General features: G+C 70.1%; 12 protein-coding genes. All 12 read left to right on the plus strand.

Features of this window, described 5'->3' with window-relative positions; all coding sequences use genetic code 11:
- The first annotated feature begins 30 nt into the window (after nt 1-30).
- The 12 genes from rplA (at nt 31) to fusA (ending at nt 16900) form a co-directional block, all read left to right on the plus strand.
- Nucleotides 31-747 carry a 50S ribosomal protein L1 gene (gene rplA, locus CO540_RS23130; RefSeq protein ID WP_091570020.1) on the plus strand — a complete coding sequence of 239 codons (717 nt, stop codon included), beginning with the start codon at nt 31-33 and terminating at the stop codon, nt 745-747.
- Between the two features lie 81 nt (nt 748-828).
- Complete coding sequence (locus tag CO540_RS23135) at nt 829-1869, plus strand: ATP-binding cassette domain-containing protein (RefSeq protein ID WP_253866154.1); 1041 nt, start codon at nt 829-831, stop codon at nt 1867-1869.
- The gene (locus CO540_RS23140; protein WP_099163630.1) at nt 1866-2555 is read left to right on the plus strand and encodes a hypothetical protein; all 690 of its coding nucleotides are present in this window, start codon (nt 1866-1868) and stop codon (nt 2553-2555) included. Before CO540_RS23135 ends, CO540_RS23140 begins: the two co-directional genes overlap by 4 nt.
- Before the next feature lie 318 nt (nt 2556-2873).
- A complete protein-coding gene (rplJ, locus tag CO540_RS23145; RefSeq protein WP_091570029.1) occupies nt 2874-3422 on the plus strand; it encodes a 50S ribosomal protein L10 in 549 nt (182 codons plus the stop codon).
- Between the two features lie 54 nt (nt 3423-3476).
- Nucleotides 3477-3866, plus strand: coding sequence for a 50S ribosomal protein L7/L12 (gene rplL / locus CO540_RS23150; protein ID WP_091570033.1), 390 nt, complete (start codon nt 3477-3479; stop codon nt 3864-3866).
- 571 nt (nt 3867-4437) lie between these two features.
- Complete coding sequence (locus CO540_RS23155; protein ID WP_099163631.1) at nt 4438-7869, plus strand: DNA-directed RNA polymerase subunit beta; 3432 nt, start codon at nt 4438-4440, stop codon at nt 7867-7869.
- An 80-nt stretch (nt 7870-7949) separates the two neighbouring features.
- On the plus strand, nt 7950-11837 hold the full coding sequence (locus CO540_RS23160) for a DNA-directed RNA polymerase subunit beta' (protein ID WP_099163632.1): 3888 nt from the start codon (nt 7950-7952) through the stop codon (nt 11835-11837).
- A gap of 69 nt (nt 11838-11906) precedes the next feature.
- Entirely contained in the window at nt 11907-12275 is a 369-nt protein-coding gene (locus tag CO540_RS23165; protein WP_172967916.1) for a hypothetical protein, read from the plus strand.
- A 725-nt stretch (nt 12276-13000) separates the two neighbouring features.
- The gene (locus CO540_RS23170; protein WP_091576935.1) at nt 13001-13381 is read left to right on the plus strand and encodes a hypothetical protein; all 381 of its coding nucleotides are present in this window, start codon (nt 13001-13003) and stop codon (nt 13379-13381) included.
- A 500-nt stretch (nt 13382-13881) separates the two neighbouring features.
- A complete protein-coding gene (gene rpsL / locus CO540_RS23175; RefSeq protein WP_007465318.1) occupies nt 13882-14256 on the plus strand; it encodes a 30S ribosomal protein S12 in 375 nt (124 codons plus the stop codon).
- 1 nt (nt 14257) lies between these two features.
- Nucleotides 14258-14728, plus strand: a complete 471-nt coding sequence (rpsG, locus tag CO540_RS23180) for a 30S ribosomal protein S7 (protein WP_013735957.1) — start codon at nt 14258-14260, stop codon at nt 14726-14728.
- Nucleotides 14729-14803: 75 nt separating this feature from the next.
- Nucleotides 14804-16900: an elongation factor G gene (gene fusA / locus CO540_RS23185; protein WP_091570045.1), complete on the plus strand. Its 2097-nt coding sequence runs from the start codon at nt 14804-14806 to the stop codon at nt 16898-16900.
- Nucleotides 16901-16950: the final 50 nt, after the last annotated feature.

Genomic DNA, 16950 nt, shown 5'->3' on the forward strand with positions numbered 1-16950 from the left:
GCCCGCCAGAGACCACAGGAGTCACCAGAAATGCAGCGCAGCAAGAGCTACCGCAAGGCCGCCGAGGTCATCGACCGGTCGAAGCTCTACACCCCCGCCGAGGCCGTCAAGCTGGCCAAGGAGACCACCAACGTCAAGTTCGACGCCACGGTCGAGGTCGCGATGCGCCTCGGCGTCGACCCCCGCAAGGCGGACCAGATGGTCCGCGGCACGGTCAACCTGCCGCACGGCACCGGCAAGACCGCCCGCGTGATCGTCTTCGCCGCCGGCGCGAAGGCCGAGGAGGCCGTCGCCGCGGGTGCGGACGAGGTGGGCACCGACGAGCTGGTCGCCCGCATCCAGGGTGGTTGGCTGGACTTCGACGCGGCGATCGCCACGCCGGACCAGATGGCCAAGATCGGCCGGATCGCGCGGATCCTGGGCCCGCGCGGCCTGATGCCGAACCCGAAGACGGGCACCGTGACCATGGACGTCACCAAGGCCGTCGCGGACATCAAGGGCGGTAAGATCACCTTCCGGGTGGACAAGCACTCCAACCTGCACCTGATCATCGGCAAGTCCTCCTTCTCGGAGGCCCAGCTGGTGGACAACTACGCTGCGGTGCTCGACGAGGTGCTCCGCGCCAAGCCGTCCGCCGCCAAGGGCACCTTCCTCAAGAAGGTCACCCTCACCACCACCATGGGCCCGGGCGTCCCGGTCGACCCGAAGATCGTGAAGAACCTGCAGGAAGCCTCCTCCGAGGCCTGATCGACGCGTACCGCCCGACGGGGCCCCGCCACCACTCGTGGCGGGGCCCCGTCGGTCTGTCCGCTGTGGCACGCTCGGCGCATGCGGCTCGAAGACGTCTGGCTCCGCTACCACCGGCGCGGCCCGTGGGTGCTGCGGCAGGTCGACGTGGCGATCGGTCCGGGTGAGGTCGCGGTCGTGCTCGGCCGCAACGGCGCGGGCAAGTCCACGCTGCTCCAACTCGCCGCCGGGGTGCTGCGGCCGACCCGGGGCCGGGTGGCCGACCGGCCGCCGACCGTCGGCTGGGTGCCGGAGCGGTTCCCCGCCGACCAGCCGTTCACCGTCGGGGCCTACCTGTCCGCGATGGGTCGCGTCGCCGGCCTCCCGGGTCCCGCCGCCGACCGGGCGGTGCGGCACTGGGTCGAGCGACTGGGCCTGAGCCGATTCCACGACGTGCGCCTGCCGCAGCTGTCCAAGGGCACCGCCCAGAAGGTCGGCCTGGCGCAGGCGCTGCTGCGGCCGCCCGGCCTGCTGGTGCTCGACGAGCCCTGGGAGGGGCTGGACGCGGCGGCCCGCGAGCTGGTCCCGGAGATGATCGGCGAGGTGCTGGCCGACGGCGGCGCGGTGCTGGTCAGCGACCACCGCGGGGAGACGGTCCGCCTGCCGGGCGCGCGGCAGTGGTCGGTCACCGCCGGCACGCTGACGGAGGCCGTGCCGTCCGGTGGCCCGGTCGTCGCGGTGGTCGAGCTGGCGGTGCCGGTCGCGGGGCTGGCCGCCGCCGTCGCCCGGCTGCGCGCCGACGGCCACCAGGTCCTGCGGATACGCGACCACGCGGCCCCGCCGGCCGTCGGGTCACCGGAGCGGGCCGCGGAGGCCGACGGCTCCGGGGAGCGGGCGTTCGCCCCCGAGCCGGGCCCCACCGATCCGCCGGTCGCCAGTTCCGGTGCCGACCCGGAGGTGCCGGTCGCCGGCTCCGACGCCGATCCGAGGGGGCCGGTCGCCGGTTCCGGTGCCGAGCCGGAAGTTCCGGTCGCCGGCTCCGACGCGGATCCGAGGGGGCCGGTCGCCGGCTCCGACGACGACCCGGAGGTGCCGGTCGCCGACTCCGACCGTTCCGGCGTGGCCTCGGAGGTGGGCCGGTGATCGCCCTGGTCCGGCTGCGGCTGGCCGGCTTCGTGCGGACCGGGCGGGCGTTGGCGCCGGTGCTGGCCGGCCTACTCGTGCTGGGGATCCTGCACGGCGGCGGTCGGGCCCGGCCGGCGGAGGCCTACGGGGTGTCCGCGGTGGTGCTGTTCCCGGTGCTGGCCTGGCAGACCAAGATCCTGCTGGACGTCGAGCCCGACGTGCAGCGCCGGCTGGCCCGGGTGGTGGTCGGGCCGGTCCGGGAGCGGCTCGCCGGCCTGCTCGCGGCGTTCCTGGCCGGGCTCGCCGTGGTGGTGGTCGCGCTGGCGGTGCCGTGGCCGCTCGGCGGGGTGACGCCGGCCGCCGGGCCGGGGGAGCGGTCCGTCCTCGTCGGGGTGGTCCTCGGGCTCTGGGCGCACCTGCTCGCCCTGCCGGCCGCGGTGGCGCTCGGCGCCCTGGCCAGCCGGGCGATCACCCGCAGCGCGGGCTACGGGGTGGCGGTGCTGGCGGTGGGCGCGGTCGGGGTGGTGGTGTTCGGCCTCTCCGACTCGGTGGCGCCGTGGCTGGTCCCGCCGGTGATGGCCACCGCGCGGGCGGTGACCGGCCCGGTCTCGCCCGACGCCGGCCTGCTCCTCACCGGGTGGGCGGCGCTCTGGGCGGTGGTGGCGCTGGCCGGCTACTCCTGGGGTCGTCGCACCCGGGCCTGACCCGGGGCGGGGTGACCGGGAGCACACGGGGCGATTTGGCGCTGCGCGAGGCGTCGCGTAACCTGGTGCGGTAGTTCCACCCAAAGACCGCTGGTCACCGTGCCCTGGCACGGTCGAAGGTCCCGCGACGACGGGCGACCCGCGCAGGGCGGCAAGCGAAACTCGGTGTCACGCACGGTCCGCCGACTGTGCCTGTGCCGCCGGCCCTCGCCCCGTGCGCCCTGCGCCGGGGCTTTTCTCGTTGTCGTGGTGTCTCCGCCGCCGTCGCGAGTTCCTCGTCGCCGGCGTACCAGCTCCGAGCAACGAGAGAGGAGGGACATGGCGGACAAGCCGATCCGGGCCGACAAGGCCACGGCCGTCGCCGAGCTGACCGAGAGCTTCCGCGCCGCGGGAGCCACCGTGCTCACCGAGTACCGCGGGCTCACGGTTTCGCAGCTCACCCAGCTGCGACGCTCGCTCGGCAAGGAGACCAGCTACACGGTCGCGAAGAACACGCTGGCCAAGCGTGCCGCGGCCGATGCGGGCATCTCCGGCCTCGATGAGCTGTTCACCGGTCCTACCGCGCTGACTTTCGTTTCGGGCGACGTCGTCGAGGCGGCGAAGGGCCTTCGCGACTTCGCGAAGGCCAACCCGAAGCTCGTCATCAAGGGCGGTGTCTTCGAGGGCAAGGCCATTTCCGCGGCCGAGGTCACGAAGCTCGCCGACCTGGAGTCCCGCGAGGTGCTGCTGGCCAAGCTGGCCGGCGCCATGAAGGGCAACCTGAGCAAGGCCGCGGCCCTGTTCCAGGCTCCGCTCGCCAAGACCGCGCGTCTGGCGGCCGCCCTGCAGGACAAGCGCGAGAAGGAAGAGGGCGCCGAGGCGGCCTGAGGCCCCGCGGCGCACCCACGTTCTTAGTTTTCACTTGTAGAAAGGACGCCAGACATGGCGAAGCTCAGCACCGACGAGCTGCTCGACGCGTTCAAGGAGATGACGCTGATCGAGCTCTCCGAGTTCGTGAAGCAGTTCGAGGAGACCTTCGAGGTCACCGCCGCCGCCCCGGCCGCGATGATGATGGCGGGCCCGGCCGCCGGCGGTGCCGCCGCCGAGGCCGAGCCGGAGAAGGACGAGTTCGACGTCATCCTCGACGCCGACGGTGGCAAGAAGATCCAGGTCATCAAGGTCGTGCGCGAGCTGACCGGCCTGGGCCTCAAGGAGGCCAAGGACCTGGTCGAGGCCGCTCCGAAGGCCGTCCTGGAGAAGGCCAACAAGGAGACCGCCGAGAAGGCCAAGGCCAAGCTCGAGGGCGAGGGCGCCAAGGTCACCCTCAAGTGACCTTGCGTTGACCTGACGCGCGTCCGGCTCACGTGAGCCGGGGCACACCGCGTCGCGGCGGGCGGTGATCCGGGAACGGATCACCGCCCGCCGTGTTGGTGGTGCCCGACGGCGGTGGCGTGAGCAGGGCGTACAGGTTCCTCGCACCGGCCTCCCAGCGACGCCCGCCGGTAGCCCGTCGGTGGGAAAGACACCCCGAGCGGTAACCGGCCCTTGACGCGGCACGGGCCCGGCAGGCACGCTGACATCAGCAAGACCTTCCGCGCTTGCAACGGCCGCCTCTCGGGTAAGGCAACGGCAGCACCACCGCCGCGGCACCCGAGCGGACCGGCAGGAGCGTCGCGTTCCGAGCGGCCCGGTGGACCCGGTTTTTCGAGGTCCCAGGGCTTGTTCCGCGACGACCTGCGGGGTGGGCTGGACAGCGGTTAGCCTCTCGGCTACACTGCTAGTTTGCGCTGCCTTCCGACTTGACCCCTGCTCGGAAATGTCCGTTTGCGGATATTTCTGGTGGGGTCATTGGAGTGCACGCGTACCAGCCGTTCTGCAGCACCGGTCCTCGGAAGGACGCATCTTGGCAGCTTCCCGCCCTGCGAAGACCAGTCGTACGTCGAGCGCATTCGCGCCCCGCCGAGTTTCTTTCGGTCGGATCACCGAACACCTCGAGGTCCCCAACCTCCTCGCCATCCAGAACGAGTCCTTCGACTGGCTCGTCGGCAACGAGGCTTGGCAGGGCCGGTCGGCGGACGACCCGCACGCACGCTCGGGTCTCGCGGAGATCCTCGACGAGATCAGTCCCATTGAGGACTTCTCCGGCACCATGTCGCTCTCCTTCTCGGCTCCGCGCTTCGACGAGGTCAAGGCCTCGATCGAGGAGTGCAAGGAGAAGGACCTGACCTACTGCGCGCCACTGTTCGTGACCGCGGAGTTCACCAACAACACCACTGGCGAGATCAAGAGCCAGACGGTGTTCATGGGTGACTTCCCGATGATGACGCCGAAGGGCACCTTCATCATCAACGGCACCGAGCGCGTCGTGGTCAGCCAGCTCGTCCGCTCGCCGGGCGTCTACTTCGACAAGCAGCCGGACAAGACCTCCGACCGCGACCTCTCCAGCGTCAAGGTCATCCCGAGTCGGGGTGCCTGGCTGGAGTTCGACATCGACAAGCGCGACACGGTCGGCGTCCGCATCGACCGCAAGCGTCGGCAGGCCGTCACCGTCCTGCTCAAGGCCATCGGGTGGTCCGCGGAGCGCATCCGCGAGAAGTTCGGCTGGTCCGAGCTGATGATGACCACGCTCGAGAAGGACCACATCGCCGGGCAGGACGAGGCCCTGCTCGACATCTACCGGAAGCTCCGCCCTGGCGAGCCGCCGACCCGTGAGAACGCCCAGACCCTGCTCGACAACCTCTTCTTCAACCCGAAGCGGTACGACGTCGCCAAGGTCGGGCGCTACAAGTTCAACAAGAAGCTCGAGCTGGACGTGCCGATCACCACCGGCACGCTCACCGAGGACGACATCGTCGCCACCGTGGAATACCTCTGCCGGCTGCACGCCGGTGAGGAGGGCTACGAGGCCGACGACATCGACCACTTCGGCAACCGTCGCCTGCGTACCGTGGGCGAGCTGATCCAGAACCAGGTCCGGGTGGGTCTCTCCCGGATGGAGCGGGTCGTCCGCGAGCGGATGACCACCCAGGACGTCGAGGCGATCACGCCGCAGACCCTGATCAACATCCGCCCGGTGGTGGCGGCGATCAAGGAGTTCTTCGGCACATCGCAGCTGTCCCAGTTCATGGACCAGACCAACCCGCTGGCGGGTCTGACCCACCGGCGCCGGCTGAGCGCGCTCGGCCCGGGTGGTCTGTCCCGTGAGCGGGCCGGCTTCGAGGTCCGCGACGTGCACCCGTCCCACTACGGCCGGATGTGCCCGATCGAGACGCCGGAAGGCCCGAACATCGGCCTGATCGGCGCGCTCTCCACCTTCGCCCGGGTCAACCCGTTCGGCTTCATCGAGACGCCGTACCGGAAGGTCATCGACGGTCGGGTCACCGACCAGATCGACTACCTGACCGCGGACGAGGAGGACCGGTTCGTCAAGGCGCAGGCCAACGCCCCGCTGCGGGCCGACGGCACGTTCGCCGAGGACCGGGTCCTGGTCCGCCGTAAGGGCGGCGAGACCGAGGACGTCGCGCCCGGCGCCGTGGACTACATGGACGTGTCGCCGCGGCAGATGACCTCGGTCGCCACCGCGATGATCCCGTTCCTCGAGCACGACGACGCCAACCGCGCGCTCATGGGCGCGAACATGCAGCGTCAGGCGGTGCCGCTGGTCAAGGCCGAGGCCCCGCTGGTCGGCACGGGCATGGAGTACCGCGCGGCCGTGGACGCCGGCGACGTGGTCGTCGCCGAGGTCGGCGGTGTGGTCGAGGACCTGTGCGCGGACTACATCACGGTCCACCAGGACGACGGCCACCGCCGGACGTACCTGCTGCACAAGTTCCGCCGCTCCAACGCCGGCTCCTGCGTCAACCAGAAGCCGGTCGTCTTCGAGGGCGACCGCGTCGAGGCCGGCCAGGTCATCGCCGACGGTCCGTGCACCGACGAGGGCGAGATGGCGCTCGGACGCAACCTGCTGGTGGCGTTCATGTGCTGGGAGGGTCACAACTACGAGGACGCGATCATCCTGTCGCAGCGCCTCGTGCAGCAGGACGTGCTCACCTCGATCCACATCGAGGAGCACGAGGTCGACGCCCGGGACACCAAGCTCGGCCCGGAGGAGATCACCCGCGACATCCCGAACGTCAGCGAGGAGATGCTCGCCGACCTCGACGAGCGCGGCATCATCCGGATCGGCGCCGAGGTCGTCCCCGGCGACATCCTGGTCGGCAAGGTCACGCCGAAGGGCGAGACCGAGCTGACCCCCGAGGAGCGGCTGCTCCGCGCGATCTTCGGTGAGAAGGCGCGCGAGGTCCGTGACACCTCGCTGAAGGTGCCGCACGGCGAGACCGGCACGGTCATCGGTGTGCGTACCTTCTCCCGCGAGGACGGCGACGAGCTGCCCCCGGGCGTGAACGAGCTGGTGCGGGTCTACGTGGCCCAGAAGCGCAAGATCCAGGACGGTGACAAGCTCGCGGGCCGCCACGGCAACAAGGGCGTCATCTCCAAGATCCTGCCGGTCGAGGACATGCCGTTCCTGGAGGACGGCACCCCGGTCGACATCGTGCTGAACCCGCTCGGTGTGCCGTCCCGGATGAACATCGGCCAGGTCCTGGAGACCCACCTCGGGTGGGTGGCCAAGACCGGCTGGAGCGTCGACGGTGACGACGAGGAGTGGAAGCGCCAGCTCAGGTCGATCAACGCGCACGAGTCCGAGCCGGACACCAACGTGGCCACCCCGGTCTTCGACGGTGCCCGCGAGGAGGAGATCTCCGGCCTGCTGGCGTCGACCCTGCCCAACCGGGACGGCAACCAGCTGATCGGGCGCACCGGCAAGGCGCAGCTGTTCGACGGTCGCTCCGGTGAGCCGCTGCCCGACCCGATCGCGGTCGGCTACGTCTACATCCTGAAGCTCAACCACCTGGTCGACGACAAGATCCACGCCCGCTCGACCGGCCCGTACTCGATGATCACGCAGCAGCCGCTGGGTGGTAAGGCGCAGTTCGGTGGCCAGCGCTTCGGTGAGATGGAGTGCTGGGCCATGCAGGCGTACGGCGCCGCCTACGCCCTGCAGGAGCTGCTGACCATCAAGTCCGACGACGTCCTCGGCCGGGTCAAGGTCTACGAGGCGATCGTCAAGGGCGAGAACATCCCCGAGCCGGGCATCCCGGAGTCGTTCAAGGTGCTGCTCAAGGAGCTGCAGTCGCTGTGCCTCAACGTCGAGGTGCTCTCCAGCGACGGTGTGGCCCTGGAGATGCGCGAGACCGACGACGAGGTGTTCCGCGCCGCGGAGGAGCTGGGCATCGACCTGTCCCGGCGCGAGCCGAGCTCGGTCGAAGAGGTCTGAGGCGGTGATTCGGGGGCCGGCTCGCCGGCCCCCGATCCCGCCCGTTAGCTAGCAGTACAGACGACGACATAGGGGACACAGTGCTCGACGTCAACTTCTTCGACGAGCTGCGCATCGGTCTCGCCACCGCCGACGACATCCGTCAGTGGTCCCACGGCGAGGTCAAGAAGCCCGAGACCATCAACTACCGCACCCTCAAGCCGGAGAAGGACGGGCTCTTCTGCGAGAAGATCTTCGGTCCGCAGCGGGACTGGGAGTGCTACTGCGGTAAGTACAAGCGGGTCCGCTTCAAGGGCATCATCTGCGAGCGCTGCGGCGTCGAGGTGACCCGCTCCAAGGTTCGCCGGGAGCGGATGGGTCACATCGAGCTGGCCGCTCCGGTGACCCACATCTGGTACTTCAAGGGCGTGCCGAGCCGGCTGGGCTACCTGCTGGACCTCGCCCCGAAGGACCTCGAAAAGATCATCTACTTCGCCTCGTACGTCGTGACGAGCGTGGACGCCGAAGCGCGTCACCGCGACCTCTCGACCATCGAGAACGAGATCCTGGCCGAGAAGCGGCAGTCCGAGAACAGCCGCGACTCGGAGATCGAGAAGCGGGCCGCCAAGCTCGAGGCCGACCTGGCCGAGCTGGAGGCCGAGGGCGCGAAGGCGGACGTCCGGCGCAAGGTCAAGGAGGGCGGAGAGCGCGAGATGCGCCAGATCCGCGACCGGGCCCAGCGCGAGATCGACCGCCTCGACGAGGTCCTCGACACCTTCCGCAAGCTGGAGCCGAAGCAGCTGGTCACCGACGAGCTGCTCTACCGCGAGCTGCGCGACCGCTTCGGTGAGTACTTCACCGGCAGCATGGGCGCCGAGGCCATCAAGGCCCTGGTCCAGAACATGGACCTGGAGGCCGAGGCGGAGAACCTCCGCGAGACCATCCGCTCCGGCAAGGGTCAGCGGAAGATCCGCGCGCTCAAGCGGCTGAAGGTCGTCGCGGCGTTCCAGAACACCCGGAACTCGCCGCTCGGCATGGTGCTGGACTGCGTCCCGGTCATCCCGCCGGACCTGCGCCCGATGGTGCAGCTCGACGGTGGCCGCTTCGCGACCTCCGACCTGAACGACCTGTACCGGCGTGTGATCAACCGGAACAACCGCCTCAAGCGGCTGATCGACCTCGGCGCGCCCGAGATCATCGTCAACAACGAGAAGCGGATGCTCCAGGAGGCCGTCGACGCGCTGTTCGACAACGGTCGTCGCGGTCGTCCGGTCACCGGCCCGGGCAACCGGCCGCTGAAGTCGCTCTCCGACATGCTCAAGGGCAAGCAGGGCCGGTTCCGCCAGAACCTGCTGGGCAAGCGCGTCGACTACTCCGGCCGTTCGGTCATCGTGGTCGGCCCGAAGCTCAAGCTGCACCAGTGCGGTCTGCCCAAGCAGATGGCGCTGGAGCTGTTCAAGCCGTTCGTGATGAAGCGGCTGGTGGACCTCAACCACGCGCAGAACATCAAGTCCGCGAAGCGGATGGTCGAGCGGCAGCGGCCGGTCGTGTGGGACGTGCTGGAAGAGGTCATCGGCGAGCACCCGGTGCTGCTGAACCGCGCGCCGACCCTGCACCGCCTGGGCATCCAGGCCTTCGAGCCGCAGCTGGTCGAGGGCAAGGCCATCCAGATCCACCCGCTGGTCTGCACCGCGTTCAACGCCGACTTCGACGGTGACCAGATGGCGGTCCACGTGCCGCTGTCCGCCGAGGCCCAGGCCGAGGCGCGGATCCTGATGCTGTCGTCGAACAACATCCTCAAGCCGGCCGACGGCAAGCCGGTCACCATGCCCACCCAGGACATGGTCATCGGCCTCTACCACCTCACCCACCTCACTCCGGGGGGCAAGGGCGAGGGCCGGGCGTTCAGCTCGGACGCCGAGGCGCGGATGGCGTACGACAACGGCGAGCTGCACCTGCAGACCCCGGTGAAGATCCGGCTGCACGACGTGGTCGGTGTCGACAACGGCGCCGGCGCCGAGCCCTGGACCGCCCCCGAGGGCTGGACCGAGGGCGAGCCGGTGACGGTGGAGACCACCCTGGGCCGGGTCCTGTTCAACGAGACGCTGCCCCCGGGCTACCGCTTCGTGAACTACGAGATCCGCAAGGGCCAGCTCTCCGCGATCGTCAACGACCTCGCCGAGCGCTTCCCGAAGGTGGCCCTGGCGGCCACCCTGGACGGGCTCAAGGAGGCCGGTTTCCACTGGGCCACCTGGTCCGGCGTCACCATCGGCATGGAGGACGTCATCGCTCCGCCGCGCAAGCGGGAGATCCTGGAGCGGTACGAGAAGGAAGCCGACCGGATCGACAAGCAGTACCAGCGTGGTCTGATGACCGCCGAGGAGCGTCGCGGCGAGCTCATCGAGATCTGGACCAAGGCGACCAACGAGGTCGCCAAGGAGATGGACACCGCGCTGCCGCAGGAGAACCCGCTGTGGAAGATGATCAACTCGGGTGCCCGCGGTAACCTGCTCCAGCTCCGGCAGATCGCGGCGATCCGTGGTCTGGTGGCCAACCCGAAGGGCGAGATCATCCCGCGGCCGATCAAGGCCTCGTACCGGGAGGGTCTGTCCGTGCTGGAGTACTTCATCTCCACGCACGGCGCCCGCAAGGGTCTCGCGGACACCGCCCTGCGTACCGCCGACTCGGGTTACCTGACCCGGCGTCTGGTGGACGTCTCGCAGGACGTCATCATCCGCGAGGAGGACTGCGGCACCGACCGGGCCATCCCGATGCAGATCGGTGAGCGGATCGACGGCAAGCTGGTCGTGCACGAGCACGCCGAGACCAGCGTGCACGCCCGGACGCTGGCCGACGACATCAAGGGGCCGGACGGCACCGTGGTGGCCCACCGGGGCCAGGACATCAACTCCATCGGCGTCGACGCGATCGTCGCCGCCGGGACCGAGACGGTGCGGGTGCGCAGCGTGCTCACCTGCGAGTCGAAGCTGGGCGTCTGCGGTGCGTGCTACGGCCGCTCGCTGCCGACCGGCAAGACCGTGGACGTCGGCGAGGCGGTCGGCATCATCGCCGCCCAGTCGATCGGTGAGCCGGGTACGCAGCTGACGATGCGTACCTTCCACACCGGTGGTGTCGCGGGTGAGGACATCACCCAGGGTCTGCCCCGTGTCCAGGAGATCTTCGAGGCCCGGGTGCCGAAGGGCAAGGCGCCCATCGCCGACACCCCGGGTCGCATCCGGATCGAGGACGGCGAGCGGTCCCGCAAGATCGTGGTCATCCCGGACGACGGCAGCGACGAGATCGTCTACGACAAGATCTCGAAGCGGGTCCGGCTCCGGGCGCACGACGGCGACCACGTCGAGGTCGGCGAGAAGCTCACCGAGGGCACCATCGACCCGCACGAGCTGCTGCGCATCCTCGGCCCGCGCGCGGTCCAGGTCCACCTGACCCAGGAGGTCCAGGAGGTCTACCGCTCGCAGGGTGTGCTCATCCACGACAAGCACATCGAGATCATCATCCGCCAGATGCTCAAGCGGGTGACGGTCATCGACTCCGGCTCGACCGAGTTCCTGCCGGGTGTGCTGGTCGACCGGGCGCTGTTCGAGTCGGAGAACCGCCGGCTCGTCGGCGAGGGCGGCGAGCCCGCCGCCGGTCGCCCGGTGCTGATGGGTATCACCAAGGCCTCGCTGGCCACGGATTCCTGGCTGTCGGCGGCCTCCTTCCAGGAGACCACCCGGGTGCTGACGGACGCGGCGATCCACGCCCGCAGCGACTCGCTGATCGGCCTCAAGGAGAACGTGATCATCGGTAAGCTCATCCCGGCCGGTACGGGCATCAGCAAGTACCGCAACGTCCGGGTCGAGCCGACCGAGGAGGCGAAGGCCAAGGTCTACTCGATGACCGGCTACCCCGAGACCGACTACGGCTTCGGGCCGGCCAGCGGCCAGGCCGTGCCGCTGGACGACTTCGACTTCGGGTCGTACCGCTAATCCGCACGAACGACGAGGCCCCCGGCATCCGCCGGGGGTCTCGTCGCGTCTCGGGGCATGATGGAGGGCATGACGACCGTGCCCGGGCAGGTGCCCGTCGTGCCGCAGGCGCAGCGCCATCCGCACGATCCTGAGCCGGTCCGCTCCACCAAGGCCCGCGCCGTCTTCGCCCTCGGTCTGATCGGGGCGCTGACCGGCTTCTTCGTCGGCGGGGTGGTGCCCGCGACGCTCGCGCTCACCCTGGCCCGCCAGGCCCGCCGGGAGGCGTACGCGTCGGGGGGTTACCTGACCGGCGCCGACTGGCTGCGCCGCGGCGAGCGGTTGGCCCGGGTCGGTCTGGTGCTGACCGCCGTCGCGGTGGTGGCCGCGGTGGTGATCGGGCTGGTCCGGCATGCCGACGCCTCGTTCGGGCACGACTACGCGCCGAACTTCGACTGACCCGGCGGGGGAGCGGCACCGCGCCCGCCCACCCGGTGGTGACCGGCGACGGTAGCCTGGCCGGTGTCCGCCGCGTGGCGGGTGAGCCATGTGGACAGGAGGACCCCGTGACGGAACCGGCTGCGCCGCCGGGAGGCGACCCGAACCGCCCCGGTGCCGGGCCGGATCCCGCCGCCCCGCCGGCCCCCGAGCCGGTGAGCCCGTGGGCGCCGCCGACCGCGCATCGGGAGGGCTCCGCCGGCGCTCCCGGCCCGTCGTCCGGGGCGACCCCGCCCGGGTACGCCCCGACGCCGCCGAGCCCGTCGTCCGCGGGCCCGTCCGAGCCGTTCACGGGAGCGCCGTCCGGTCCGTCCTCGGCCCCGCCCGGCGCACCGCATTCCGGGACGCCCGCCCCCTGGCCGCCGGCCGGCCCGTACCCGCCCGCCGGTCCGGCTCCGGGGCACCAACCCGGGCACGGATTCCCCGCCCCGGCGCCCGGGACCGGGCACCACCCGGGGCAGCCGGGCCACCTCACCGGCCCGCACCCCGGGAGTGGACCGGGCCAGGGATTCGGGGCGTATCCCGGAAGTGGGCCGGGCTTCGGTGGCCCCGGGGCGTACCCGGGGAGTGGGCCCGGGCACGGCGGCGGGTGGCCGGCGCCGGGGAGCGCGCCCGGCGGCGGCTGGGGCCCGGCCGGGCCGGCGCTGCCGCCGCCCCCGAGTGAGGCGCCCCGGCCACCGAAGCGGGTGGAGCCGGTCCCGGGCACCCCGTTCGGGGTGGTCCACCTGGACGTGCCGCCGGTCACCTCCGGGCTGGCCATCGGCTCGCTGGTCACCGGCGTCGGCTCGATCCTGGTGTCGCTGCTGGTCTTCTGCTTCGGCGTCGCGGGGCCGGACTACGGCGGCGCGTGGGCGGCCGGGGCGTTCACCCTGCTCGGCGGGCTGGCGGGGGTCGGCGCGATCGTGGCCTGGCTGCTGGCGCGGCGGCAGATCCGCCGTCCGGCCCCGCCGCCGGCGGTCCGGTTCACCGGTGGGGGACTGGCGGTCGCCGGGCTCAGCTGCGGCGCCGCGGGCCTGCTGCTGAGCGTGGTCGGGCTGGCGCTGGCCCTGGTGGTGCAGATCACGTGACGCCGTCGGCGCGTCGTCCGGGGCTGATGACCAGCGCCGACCGGTTTGTCCCGGTGTTCGGGAGGCGGGCGCTGCCGGGGGCGACGGGTCGCACGACGGACGAGCCGGTACACTTGTCATCGTAGGTGCCCATCAGGGGCGCACCGACGATCCGGGCGTCGACCGGCGGGGCTGTGAAGCAGCTTCTCCGGACCGATCCGTTTTGACCGGCGCGCTTGTGGTAGGTACTCTTTCCCCTTGTGCCCGGGCTCGCCCGGGCAATGCGTGCGTGCGCGGGAACCGGTCAGCCGGTCATCCACTGTCGCACCACCACAGACCCAAAGATCCGGTACGCCGCGCGAGCGAACGCACCGGACCGTGACTCGGGCGACACGCCCGACCGCGGGTGCTGGGGCCTCCGCCAGGCGGCCCTGGTTGGAATGTAGGAGAGCCGTCCATCAGGCCGGCTAGAGCAGACGGCGCGGTCGCCTCGCAGCGGCCGAAGGGAGCGGAGAAACCCGGTGCCCACCATTCAGCAGCTGGTCCGAAAGGGCCGTCAGGCCAAGACGACCAAGACCAAGACCCCTGCGCTCAAGGGGTCTCCCCAGCGGCGCGGCGTGTGCACCCGCGTGTACACCACCACCCCGAAGAAGCCGAACTCGGCGCTGCGCAAGGTCGCTCGTGTCAAGCTCAGCAGCCAGATCGAGGTGACCGCCTACATCCCGGGCGTCGGCCACAACCTGCAGGAGCACTCGATCGTGCTCGTGCGTGGCGGCCGTGTGAAGGACCTCCCCGGCGTGCGGTACAAGATCGTTCGCGGCTCGCTGGACACCCAGGGTGTCCGCAACCGCAAGCAGGCTCGCAGCCGTTACGGCGCGAAGAAGGAGAAGAGCTGACATGCCGCGTAAGGGACCCGCTCCGCGGAAGCCGCTGGTCGCTGACCCGGTGTACAACTCGCCGCTGGTCACCCAGCTGGTGAACAAGATCCTGCTGCGCGGCAAGCGTCAGCTCGCCGAGCGCATCGTGTACGCCGCCCTGGAGGGCTGCCGCGAGAAGTCCGGCACCGACCCCGTCGTCACGCTCAAGCGCGCGATGGACAACGTGAAGCCGACCCTCGAGGTGCGCAGCCGTCGTGTCGGTGGCGCCACCTACCAGGTTCCGGTCGAGGTCCGGCCGGCCCGCGCGACCACCCTCGGTCTGCGCTGGCTGGTGACCTACTCCCGGGCCCGGCGCGAGAAGACCATGGTCGAGCGGCTGATGAACGAGCTGCTGGACGCGAGCAACGGCCTCGGTGCCGCCGTCAAGCGGCGCGAGGACACGCACAAGATGGCCGAGTCGAACAAGGCCTTCGCGCACTACCGCTGGTAACACCTGAGGTTCCGGCGCCCCCGGGCGCCGGAACCACCACCAGTTGTGTCGAGACGACGATAAGTAGGGATTGAAGTGGCCGCCGCAGACGCGCTCGCCAACGTACGCAACATCGGCATCATGGCGCACATCGATGCCGGTAAGACCACTACCACCGAGCGAATCCTGTTCTACACCGGCATCACGTACAAGATCGGTGAGGTCCACGAGGGCGCCGCCGTCATGGACTGGATGGAGCAGGAGCAGGAGCGCGGTATCACCATCACTTCCGCCGCCACCAAGTGCGAGTGGAAGGGCCACACGATCCAGATCATCGACACGCCCGGCCACGTCGACTTCACGGTCGAGGTGGAGCGGTCGCTGCGTGTTCTGGACGGTGCGGTCGCGGTGTACGACGGCGTGGCCGGTGTGGAGCCGCAGACCGAGAACGTCTGGCGCCAGGCCGACAAGTACCACGTCCCGCGGATGTGCTTCGTCAACAAGCTGGACCGCACCGGCGCGGACTTCTTCCGCTGCGTGCAGATGATGATCGACCGGCTGAACGCCACCCCGCTGGTGCTCCAGATCCCGATCGGCCTCGAGGGCGACCACATCGGCGTCGTCGACCTGGTCGGCATGCGCGCCCTCACCTGGCGCGGGGAGACCCAGAAGGGTGAGGACTACGCCATCGAGGAGATCCCGGCCGAGCTGGCCGACTCCGCGGCGGAGTGGCGCGAGAAGCTGATGGAGACCCTGGCCGACGTCGACGACGCGGTGATGGAGAAGTACCTGGAGGGCGAGGAGATCTCCGTCGAGGAGATCAAGGCCGCCATCCGTCGGGCCACCATCGCCAGCAAGGCCAACCCGGTCCTCTGCGGCTCGGCGTTCAAGAACAAGGGCGTGCAGCCCATGCTCGACGCCGTCATCGACTACCTGCCGTCGCCGCTGGACGTCCCGGCGATCGAGGGCACGGCCACCGACGGCGAGACGCCGATGCAGCGGAAGCCGTCGCCGTCCGAGCCGTTCTCCGGCCTGGCCTTCAAGATCCAGACCGACAAGCACCTCGGCAAGCTCACCTACGTCCGGGTCTACTCCGGCGTGGTCGAGTCCGGGTCCCAGGTGGTCAACTCCACCAAGGACCGCAAGGAGCGCATCGGCAAGATCTACCAGATGCACGCCAACAAGCGTGAGGAGCGCGGCTCCGCCAAGGCCGGCGACATCATCGCGGTCCAGGGTCTGAAGCAGACCACCACCGGTGACACCCTGTGCGACCCGGCGAACCCGGTCATCCTCGAGTCGATGACCTTCCCGGAGCCGGTCATCGAGGTGGCCATCGAGCCGAAGACCAAGGCCGACCAGGAGAAGCTCAGCACCGCCATCCAGCGGCTGGCCGAGGAGGACCCGACCTTCCGCGTCAAGCTGGACGACCAGACCGGTCAGACGGTCATCTCCGGCATGGGCGAGCTGCACCTGGACATCCTGGTGGACCGGATGCGCCGCGAGTTCAACGTCGAGGCGAACATCGGCAAGCCGCAGGTGGCGTACCGTGAGACCATCCGCCGCACGGTGGAGAAGGCCGAGTACACCCACAAGAAGCAGACCGGTGGCTCCGGCCAGTACGCCCGCGTGATCGTGAGTCTCGAGCCGCTGCCCATGGGCAACGACTCGCCGACCTACGAGTTCGCGAACGCCGTCACCGGTGGCCGCATCCCCCGGGAGTTCATCCCCTCGGTGGACGCCGGCGCCCAGGACGCCATGCAGTACGGCATTCTCGCCGGCTTCCCGCTGGTGGGTGTCAAGCTGACGCTGCTGGACGGGCAGTACCACGAGGTCGACTCGTCCGAGATGGCGTTCAAGATCGCCGGTTCGATGGTGATGAAGGAGGCGGCCCGCAAGGCCGACCCCGCACTGCTCGAGCCGATGATGGCTGTTGAGGTCACCACTCCTGAGGAGAACATGGGTGACGTCATCGGCGACCTCAACTCCCGGCGCGGGATCATCCAGGCGATGGAGGAGCGCAGCGGCGCTCGCGTCGTCCGGGCCCTGGTCCCGCTGTCGGAGATGTTCGGCTACGTCGGCGACCTGCGGTCGAAGACCCAGGGCCGGGCTAGCTACAGCATGCAGTTCGACTCCTACGCCGAGGTTCCGCAGAGCGTGGCGAAGGAGATCATCGCCAAGGCGACGGGTGAGTGACGCTCACTCCGAGCTGACCCGGTGATCCGGGGCTGGTCGCGGGAGGGTTC

Source organism: Micromonospora sp. WMMA2032, from assembly GCF_002688545.1.
Taxonomy (GTDB): Bacteria; Actinomycetota; Actinomycetes; order Mycobacteriales; family Micromonosporaceae; genus Micromonospora; species Micromonospora sediminicola.

Coding starts and splice junctions, on each gene's coding strand:
- rplJ (WP_091570029.1), top strand. CDS start 2,874: ATGGCGGACAAGCCGATCCGGGCCGACAAGGCCACGGCCGTCGCCGAG.
- CO540_RS23135 (WP_253866154.1), top strand. CDS start 829: ATGCGGCTCGAAGACGTCTGGCTCCGCTACCACCGGCGCGGCCCGTGG.
- rplL (WP_091570033.1), top strand. CDS start 3,477: ATGGCGAAGCTCAGCACCGACGAGCTGCTCGACGCGTTCAAGGAGATG.
- rpsG (WP_013735957.1), top strand. CDS start 14,258: ATGCCGCGTAAGGGACCCGCTCCGCGGAAGCCGCTGGTCGCTGACCCG.
- CO540_RS23165 (WP_172967916.1), top strand. CDS start 11,907: ATGACGACCGTGCCCGGGCAGGTGCCCGTCGTGCCGCAGGCGCAGCGC.
- rplA (WP_091570020.1), top strand. CDS start 31: ATGCAGCGCAGCAAGAGCTACCGCAAGGCCGCCGAGGTCATCGACCGG.